This window comes from Pseudomonas sp. VS40, assembly GCF_018587885.1.
Classification (GTDB): Bacteria; Pseudomonadota; Gammaproteobacteria; order Pseudomonadales; family Pseudomonadaceae; genus Aquipseudomonas; species Aquipseudomonas pergaminensis.
Map to the genome: position 1 here is coordinate 79347 of NZ_JAGYWD010000015.1, position 9566 is coordinate 88912.

A 9566-nucleotide genomic window follows, 5' to 3' on the forward strand; every position below is an offset into this window, starting at 1 on the left:
GGTGAAGCCGTGAAGGCTTCGGTGTTAAAGAGGGAATCCCCGGCCTGCCTGTACCGAGGTTCCCCAAAGCGGTGTGGAGCGCGACGCGGTTCGCATCAAGCACCCCGGATGTAAAGAGGGGATTCTCGGCCTGCCTGTACCAAGGTCCCCGAAACTGGGTAGTACAAGGGTTATTGCAGGGCGCGTGCCAGAGTCGCCAGGTTGTGCCAAAAAAATCTGCAGAAAGCGCAAAGCCCCGGAATACGGGGCTTTGGTGTTTTTGGCTTTTAGGTTCTTTTCAACGAGGCTGTAGTTTCGGGCCTTGGATTCGTGCCCGATGCCGGTTCATGGTGCATTGAAGCGGTGCACAGTCTTGGGTCCAACACAAAACAACTGTGGGAGCTGGCTTGCCTGCGATGGCGGTGTGTCAGCCATACATCGGGTGACTGACACGGTGCTATCGCGGGCAAGCCCGCTCCCACAGGGGATCTTTAGCGGATCAGAGAAGGTGGGTCAGCCTTCATCACCCTCATCATCATCCCCGCCGTCGACCTTCATCCCCAGCTCCTTGATCTTGCGCGTCAAGGTGTTGCGGCCCCAACCCAGTAACACGGCGGCATCGCGGCGGCGGCCAGCGGTGTGCTTCAAGGCGGTCTCGATCATGATCCGCTCGAACGCCGGCACGGCGCTGTCCAAGAGGCTCGACTGGCCGCGTGCCAGGGCCTGGTCTGCCCACTGGCGCAGCGCCTGCTCCCAGTTGGTCACGGGGGCGGAGTCCTGCGGCAGGCTCAACAGCTCTGGCGGCAGGTCGCTGATATGCACTTCGCGCCCAGACGCCATTACGGTGATCCAGCGGCAGGTGTTCTCCAACTGGCGCACGTTGCCCGGCCACGGCAGGTTCTTCAGGTATTCCTCGGTCTCGCTTTTCAGCAACTTCGGCTCGACAGCCAGCTCTTGGGCGGCTCGGCTGAGGAAGTGGCGGGCGAGAGTGGGAATGTCTTCGCGACGGTCCGACATGCGCGGAATGTGGATGCGGATCACGTTGAGGCGGTGGAACAAGTCCTCACGGAATTTGCCCGCATGCACCAGGGTTTCGAGGTTCTGGTGGGTCGCCGCAATGATGCGCACGTCGACCTTGACCGGCGTGTGCCCGCCAACGCGATAGAACTCACCGTCTGCCAGCACCCGCAGCAGCCGGGTCTGGGTATCGGCGGGCATGTCGCCGATTTCATCAAGGAACAACGTACCGCCGTCAGCCTGTTCAAAGCGGCCGCGACGCAGGTTGGCTGCGCCGGTGAACGCGCCTTTTTCATGGCCGAACAGCTCGGACTCCATCAAATCCTTGGGGATCGCCGCCATGTTCAAGGCGATGAACGGCGAGGCTGCCCGTGGGCTGTGGCGGTGCAGGGCGTGGGCCACCAGTTCTTTACCGGTACCGGATTCGCCGTTGATCAGCACGGTGATGTTCGAGTGGCTCAAGCGCCCGATGGCGCGAAACACTTCCTGCATCGCCGGCGCTTCACCGATGATTTCCGGGGTGCGGGTGAGGGCCGGTGGGGCTTCCTGGTTTTGTTGTTCCTGGGCGTGCTGGTTCGCGCGCTTGACCAATGCCACCGCCTCGTCCACATCGAATGGCTTGGGCAGGTATTCAAAAGCGCCGCCCTGATAGGAGGCGACAGCGCTGTCCAGGTCCGAGTGCGCGGTCATGATGATCACTGGCAGGCGCGGGTGCTGCTCGCGAATCCGCGCCAGCAAGTCCAGGCCGCTGGCGCCGGGCATACGGATGTCGGAGATGATCACGTCGGGCTGCTGGCGAGCCAGGCGGCTCATCACCCCGTCGGCGCTGTCGAAGCTCTGGGTGGTCATGCCTTCCTGTTGCAAGGCTTTCTCGAGGACCCAGCGGATAGAACGGTCGTCATCGACGATCCAGACAGTTTCACTACGGCTCATGTCGATGGGGCTCCTTGTTCCAGTGGCAGAAAGATCGAGAAGGTGGTGTGGCCAGGATGGCTCTCACATTCGATCAGGCCCTGATGCTGGCTGATGATGTTCTGGGTAATGGCCAGGCCCAGCCCGGTACCGTCCGGGCGGCCGCTGACCATGGGAAAGAAGATGGTTTCCTGGAGTTCCGCAGGAATGCCGGGGCCGTTGTCGATGATTTCGACCTTGGTCACCAGGCGATGGCGCACATGGCCGATGGTGAACTGACGCAGGGCGCGGGTGCGCAGGCTGATGCGGCCCAGGCGCAGTTCGTTCTGGCTGCTGATGGCCTGCATCGCATTACGCACAATATTGAGCACCGCCTGGATCATCTGTTCGCGGTCGATCAATACATCGGGAATGCTCGGGTCATAGTCGCGCACCAAGGTGATGCAGCCCTGGCTTTCGGCCTCTACCAACTGGCAGACACGCTCCAGCACCTCATGCACGTTGGTCATTGCCAGGGACGGCAGCTTGTTGGAGCCGAGCATGCGGTCCACCAGGTTCCGCAGGCGGTCGGCTTCTTCGATGATGACGTTGGTGTAGTCCTTGAGGTGTTCCTCTGGCAGCTCGCGGGCCAGCAGCTGCGCCGCGCCGCGAATACCGCCCAGCGGGTTCTTGATCTCATGGGCCAGGCCACGCACCAGCATCTTGCTGGTTTCCTGCTTGGACAGCTGCGCTTCCTCCTTGGTGATGCGCAGCAGGCGGTCACGGGGGTGCACTTCCAGCAGCAGCAAGGTGGTGCCGTTGCTGAGGATCGGGGTTACGGCATAGTCGACGGTCAGGGTCTGGCCGGTGAGGGCCGTGAGCATCGCCTCGCGTTTGGTGAACGGGTGTGCCTGCTCCACGGCCTGGCGCAACGAGCTCAACGCCTCGGCCGACTCAGTAAACAATTCGCTGATGAACTGCCCATGGCTGCGCTGGCCGCTGATAGCCAGGAGCATTTCCGCCGCCGGGTTCATGTACTCAAGGCGCAAGTCGTCATTGAGCAGGATGGTCGCGGTGGTCAGGTTGTCGAGTAGCAAACGGTGCAGTGCATCGCTGATGGTCATCAGGACCTCTTTTGGAGCAAGGCGCGGGCTTGAGGCACACGCTGATACAAGGAAAATGCAAAAACCAAACCAAGGCTCCGAAAAGAAGCGTGCAAGCCCTGAAATGGGGGTTTTAGGCGCGAAACTGTGGCGTTCTGCCAGCTTGCTCGGGAAGTTTCGAACCAAAATGGGCTGGACAGGTGGGAAGGGTGCAGCCTATCGCACCAATATAGTGCGGTTTTGTGAAGGTTGTTCAGGAAGGTATAACCGAATACGCCCAATCCAAATGTGGGGGCTTGCTCGCGTAGGCGGTGTTTCAGTCAATGCATCGAGACTGACACACCGCCTTCGCGAGCAAGCCCGCTCCCACAGTTTTGATTGGGTTTGCAGCAGCGCTTAACCTTTGTAGATGCACAGCTCGGCGGTGGCGCGGATCATTGCCAGTTGGCGCAGCGGATCATTCAGTGGCTCATGCACGGCGGTGGCGAGCCATTTGGGGCACTGCGGGTCCGTGCGCTGCGGGGTAAAGTCAGCCAGTTGCTGCAGCAGGCGTTTTTGCAGTTCATCCAGCTGCGGGCGAATCTGCTTGACCAAATCCGGGCGGGGGGCGTCAGGCGCCTTGCCCTGGAACTGCCAGTCGGAAAGGTGGGTGTACTGCACCAGTTTGTTGGCCTCGATCTGCGCCGAAAAAAACTGCTCGGCGGCGGCCGGGTCCAGCTTGTAGCTCGGCGCCTGGGCGCTGACGCTGGCGATCACCTCTTGTTCACGCTTTTTATCTTCTACCGGCTTTTTGCTGTCCCATTTGCTCAGGGCTACCTGATCGGCAATTTCCAGGCGTTCGGCGATGCTGTTGAGCAGCGGCTCGAGCGTGGGCGGCGCAGCACTCGCAGTGGCACTGACAAACAGCAGAGCGAACACTAGTCGATGTTTCAAGGATGATCTCCTGTGGGGGTGGGGCTTGCCCGCGATGGCGGCGTATCAGTCAATACAATAGGTGCCTGGCGCGGCGCAATCGCGGGCCAAAAAAAAAGACCTCCCGGGGGAGGTCTTTTTCGTCACGCCGCTCTAAGAAGCGGCGCTACTGGATCAGCAGCTGTAGTACAGCTCGTATTCCAGTGGGTGTACGAAGGTGCGAACCTTGATTTCTTCTTCGCTTTTCAGGCCAATGTAAGCGTCGATGAAGTCGTCGCTGAACACGCCGCCTTTGGTCAGGAACGCACGGCCCTTGTCCAGCTCTTCCAGGGCTTCTTTCAGGCTGCCGCACACTTGTGGGATCTCTTTGGCCTCTTCAGGCGGCAGGTCGTACAAGTTTTTGTCGGCGGCGTCGCCTGGGTGGATCTTGTTCTGGATACCGTCCAGGCCGGCCATTACCAGGGCAGCGAAGGCCAGGTACGGGTTGGCTGCTGGATCCGGGAAGCGAGCTTCGATACGGCGAGCGCGAGGGCTGGACACGTAAGGAATACGGATCGAAGCGGAACGGTTGCGCGCCGAGTAGGCCAGCATTACCGGTGCTTCGAAACCTGGGACCAGACGCTTGTAGGAGTTGGTCGACGGGTTGGTGAAGCCGTTCAGGGCCTTACCGTGCTTGATGATACCGCCAATGAAGTACAGGGCAGTGTCGGACAGGCCGGCATAACCTTCGCCAGCGAAGGTGTTCTTGCCATCTTTGGCGATGGACAGGTGAACGTGCATACCCGAACCGTTATCGCCGTACAGTGGTTTAGGCATGAAGGTAGCGGTACGGCCGTAAGCGACTGCAGTGTTGTGTACGCAGTACTTCAGGGTCTGTACTTCGTCAGCCTTGGCAACCAGGGTGTTGAACTTCACACCGATTTCGTTCTGACCGGCAGTGGCCACTTCGTGGTGGTGCACTTCGATGACCAGGCCCATGTCTTCCATGGCGTTGCACATGGAGGTACGGATTTCGTGGTCGTGGTCAAACGGCGGAACTGGGAAGTAGCCACCTTTGATACCTGGACGGTGGCCATGGTTGCCGCCTTCCACGTCTTGGTCGGACATCCAGGAGCCTTGTTCGGAGTAGATCTTGAACATGGAGCCGGAGATGTCGGACTTGAACTTCACTTGGTCGAAGATGAAGAATTCTGGCTCTGGGCCTACGAATACGGTGTCACCGATACCGGTGGACTTCAGGTATTCCTCGGCACGCTTGGCGATCGCACGTGGGTCGCGGTCGTAGCCTTGCATGGTCGAAGGCTCGATCACGTCGCACACCAGGATCAGCGTCGGCTCTTCGGTGAACGGGTCGAGTACGGCAGTGCTGTCGTCCGGCATCAGGATCATGTCGGAGGCTTCGATGCCTTTCCAGCCAGCGATGGAGGAACCGTCGAACATTTTGCCTTCTTCGAAGAAAGCTTCATCCAGCGCGTCGCGAGCCGGCATGGTCACGTGGTGCTGAGTGCCTTTGGTGTCCGTGAAGCGCAGATCAATCCATTTAACGTCATGATCTTTGATGAGTTGAACCGACTTCGACATAGTGTCCTCCGGGTGGCTTCGGGCTGGGGTAGTGGAGTTAGCCCTTAGAATGTGGGTGATGCCGGCGCGGATACTCCGCCATGGCAACCTGCCTCACAAGAGAGCAAATTGCATGCCAGTGCGCCAACATGGGTTTTCTGCTCCAAAAACGCCCCTATAAAGGTGCATTACGACAAAAGCCCAAAAATAGCGCACCTCAATGTAGCGTAAAGAGGCACAAATGCACCTATTTAGTGCGTGTCGCGTGCTGTGCATATTAACTGGTTAAACCTTGAGCGATTTCCGCTATAATCCGCGCCCCCCTTTTTCAGCAGGCCCGGCGCGCGCTGTTTCCATGAAATTAATCGTTAAAGTCTTCCCCGAGATCACCATCAAAAGCCGACCGGTACGGACGCGTTTCATCCGTCAGTTGGCCAAGAACATCCGTGCCGTGCTCCGCGATCTGGACCCGGCTGTGGTGGTGAACGGCGTGTGGGACAATCTCGAGCTGGAAACCCGTATCACCGAGCCCAAAGCCTTGAAGGACATGACCGAGCGCCTGAGCTGCATGCCGGGCATCGCGCATTTCCTGCAGGTGGATGAGTACCCGCTGGGCGACTTCGACGACATCACCGAGAAGTGCAAACAGCACTACGGCAGTGAGCTTGAAGGTAAGATCTTTTCGGTGCGCTGCAAGCGTGCCGGCAAGCACACCTTCAGCTCCATGGACGTCGAGAAATACGTCGGCAGCAAGCTGCGTCGCGAGTGTGGCGCAGCCGGAATTTCCCTGAAAGCGCCGCAAATTGAAGTGCGCATGGAAATTCGCGACCAACGGTTGTTTGTGATCCACAGCCAGCACAACAGCATCGGCGGCTACCCGTTGGGCGCCCTGGAACAGACCCTGGTACTGATGTCCGGCGGTTTCGATTCCACGGTGGCGGCCTACCAGATCATGCGCCGCGGCCTGATGAGCCACTTCTGCTTCTTTAACCTGGGCGGGCGTGCACACGAATTGGGCGTGATGGAAGTCGCGCACTTTATCTGGAAGAAGTACGGCAGCTCCCAGCGCGTGCTATTTGTAAGCGTGCCATTCGAAGAAGTGCTGGGCGAAATCCTCGGCAAAGTCGATAACGGTCATATGGGCGTGGTATTGAAGCGTATGATGTTGCGCGCTGCCTCGCGGATTGCCGATAAATTGCAGATTGATGCGCTGGTGACCGGCGAAGCGATCTCCCAGGTGTCCAGCCAGACGCTGCCGAACCTGTCGATCATCGATTGCGTCACCGAGAAGCTGGTGCTGCGCCCGCTGATCGCCAGCCACAAGCAGGACATCATCGACCTGGCAGAACAGATCGGCACTGCCGATTTTGCCAAGCACATGCCTGAGTACTGCGGGGTCATCTCGGTGAACCCCAAGACCCACGCCAAGCGTCACCGCGTGGAGCATGAAGAGAAAGAATTCGACATGGCGATTCTGGAGCGTGCGCTCGAGAACGCCAAGCTGGTCCCGATCGATCGTGTTATCGACGAACTGGGCCAGGACATCAAGATCGAAGAAGTCAGCGAAGCCCTGGCCGGCCAGATCGTCATCGACATCCGTCACCCGGATGCCGCTGAGGATGAGCCGCTGGACATCGCCGGCATCGACGTACAAACGCTGCCGTTCTATGCACTGAACGCGCGTTTCAAGGAACTGGATAACAGCCGTCAGTACCTGCTGTATTGCGACAAAGGCGTGATGAGTCGCCTGCATGCCCACCATTTGCTCAGTGAGGGGCATGCCAATGTGCGCGTTTATCGACCGAGCTAAGAGCCCGGGGCTGTTTGCCTGTGGCCTGCGTCACCGGCCCCCCGACTCTGCCGTCAAGCTGTAACGGCAAGGCCTGACTCTACTGTTAATCGCTGCCACGACCTGTCAGCACACCGAATCCTCTGATCGAGATACACAAGTGATCGAAAATCTACGTAACATCGCCATCATTGCTCACGTTGACCATGGTAAAACCACCCTGGTAGACAAACTCCTGCGTCAATCCGGCACCCTGGAGCGCAACGAGCTCAACGACGAGCGCGTGATGGACTCCAACGACCAGGAAAAAGAGCGCGGTATTACCATCCTGGCTAAAAACACCGCTATCAACTGGAACGGCTACCACATCAACATCGTGGATACCCCGGGCCACGCCGACTTCGGCGGCGAAGTAGAGCGCGTAATGTCGATGGTTGACTCCGTTCTGCTGCTGGTTGACGCTCAAGACGGTCCTATGCCGCAAACCCGTTTCGTGACCAAGAAGGCTTTCGAAGCCGGCCTGCGTCCGATCGTGTGCATCAACAAGGTTGACCGTCCAGGCGCGCGTCCGGACTGGGTTCTGGACCAGATCTTCGACCTGTTCGACAACCTGGGTGCCACCGAAGAACAGCTGGACTTCAAAGTCGTCTACGCCTCGGCCCTGAACGGCATTGCCGGTCTGGACCACACCGACATGGCTGAAGACATGACCCCGCTGTACCAGTCGATCGTCGACAACGTACCTGCGCCGGCTGTTGACCGTGAAGGTCCGTTCCAGATGCAGATCTCCGCACTGGACTACAACAGCTTCCTGGGTGTTATCGGCGTTGGCCGTATCGCTCGTGGTCGCGTCAAGCCAAACACCCCGGTTGTCGCTATCGGCGCCGACGGCAAGAAGCGTAATGGTCGTATCCTGAAGCTGATGGGTCACCACGGTCTGCACCGTATCGACGTTGAAGAAGCTGCAGCTGGCGACATCGTGTGCATCAGCGGTATGGACTCGCTGTTCATCTCCGACACCCTGTGCCACCCGGACGCGGTAGAAGCGATGAAGCCTCTGACCGTTGACGAGCCAACCGTTTCCATGACCTTCCAGGTAAACGACTCGCCTTTCTGCGGTAAAGAAGGCAAGTTCGTGACCTCCCGTAACATCAAGGAGCGTCTGGACAAAGAGCTGCTGTACAACGTTGCTCTGCGCGTTGAAGAAGGCGACTCGGCTGACAAGTTCAAGGTTTCCGGCCGTGGTGAGCTGCACCTCTCGGTACTGATCGAAACCATGCGCCGCGAAGGCTTCGAAATGGGCGTTGGTCGTCCAGAAGTAATCATCCGTCAGGTTGACGGCGTGAAGCAGGAACCGTTCGAAAACGTCACCATCGACACCCCTGAAGAATCCCAGGGCAAGGTGATGGAAGAGATGGGTCTGCGTAAAGGCGACCTGACCAACATGGTGCCGGATGGCAAAGGCCGTGTGCGTCTGGAATACAACATCCCTGCGCGTGGTCTGATCGGTTTCCGTAACCAGTTCCTGACCCTGACCAACGGTGCTGGCATCCTGACCTCGATCTTTGATCGCTACGACACCATGAAGTCCGGCGACATGTCCGGCCGTCAGAACGGTGTTCTGGTATCGGTAGAAACCGGCAAGGCGCTGACCTACTCCCTGGAAACCCTCCAGGCACGTGGCAAGCTGTTCGTTGAACACGGTCAAGAGATCTACAACGGTCAGATCGTTGGTCTGAACAGCCGTGACAACGACATGGGCGTCAACCCAACCAAAGGCAAGAAGCTCGACAACATGCGTGCTTCGGGCAAAGACGAAACCATCGCTCTGGTTCCACCTGTTCGCTTCACCCTGGAACAGGCCCTGGAATTCATCCAGGACGACGAGCTGTGCGAAGTCACGCCTAAGTCGATCCGCCTGCGTAAGAAGATCCTGGACGAAGGCGAGCGTACCCGCGCTGCCAAGAAAGCCAAGAACTGAGTTAACTCAGGCTGAATGAAAAACGCCCCCGGTCGAAAGGCCGGGGGCGTTTTTTTATGCCTGGATTTTTCTGGTGAGCCCGCTTGTTGTGGTGAGCGGGCTTGCCCCGCGCTGGGTGGCGAAGCCGCCCCAAAACCAGGCACCTGAGTTTTATCTGGAGAAATGCAGTGGCCGGGTTAGGGCCGCTTCGCAGCCCAGCGCGGGGCAAGCCCGCTCACCACAGGGGGTTGGCTGTCGATTAGAACTTGTCGAGGGTTTTGAACTTGGTCTCGCGCACCACTTCCTTCGGCTTGTACGCGCAATACCCTGGCCGTGGCCCGATCTTCGGGTGATT

General features: G+C 58.8%; 6 protein-coding genes and 1 pseudogene. 2 read left to right on the forward strand and 5 right to left on the reverse strand.

Annotated features, from left to right (window positions below):
• Positions 1–492: 492 nt before the first annotated feature.
• The 4 genes from ntrC to glnA form a co-directional block, all read right to left on the reverse strand.
• Positions 493–1929 (reverse strand): nitrogen regulation protein NR(I), encoded by a 1437-nt coding sequence (gene ntrC, locus KHP07_RS28770; protein ID WP_069021257.1) that lies wholly within the window; start codon positions 1927–1929, stop codon positions 493–495.
• Positions 1926–3011 carry a nitrogen regulation protein NR(II) gene (glnL, locus tag KHP07_RS28775; protein ID WP_078046461.1) on the reverse strand — a complete coding sequence of 362 codons (1086 nt, stop codon included), beginning with the start codon at positions 3009–3011 and terminating at the stop codon, positions 1926–1928. Before glnL ends, ntrC begins: the two co-directional genes overlap by 4 nt.
• Before the next feature lie 375 nt (positions 3012–3386).
• Positions 3387–3923: a chorismate mutase gene (locus KHP07_RS28780; RefSeq protein WP_214498475.1), complete on the reverse strand. Its 537-nt coding sequence runs from the start codon at positions 3921–3923 to the stop codon at positions 3387–3389.
• 153 nt (positions 3924–4076) lie between these two features.
• Positions 4077–5483, reverse strand: coding sequence for a type I glutamate--ammonia ligase (gene glnA / locus KHP07_RS28785; RefSeq protein ID WP_016979133.1), 1407 nt, complete (start codon positions 5481–5483; stop codon positions 4077–4079).
• Positions 5484–5817: 334 nt separating this feature from the next.
• Here glnA and thiI point away from each other — a divergent pair, with 334 nt between their 5' ends.
• A complete protein-coding gene (thiI, locus tag KHP07_RS28790) occupies positions 5818–7272 on the forward strand; it encodes a tRNA uracil 4-sulfurtransferase ThiI (protein ID WP_078046463.1) in 1455 nt (484 codons plus the stop codon).
• A gap of 139 nt (positions 7273–7411) precedes the next feature.
• Positions 7412–9232, forward strand: a complete 1821-nt coding sequence (typA, locus tag KHP07_RS28795) for a translational GTPase TypA (protein WP_025859468.1) — start codon at positions 7412–7414, stop codon at positions 9230–9232.
• 238 nt (positions 9233–9470) lie between these two features.
• Here the strand turns inward: typA and KHP07_RS28800 are convergent.
• A pseudogene (locus KHP07_RS28800) lies at positions 9471–9566 on the reverse strand (YkgJ family cysteine cluster protein); the annotation flags it as partial.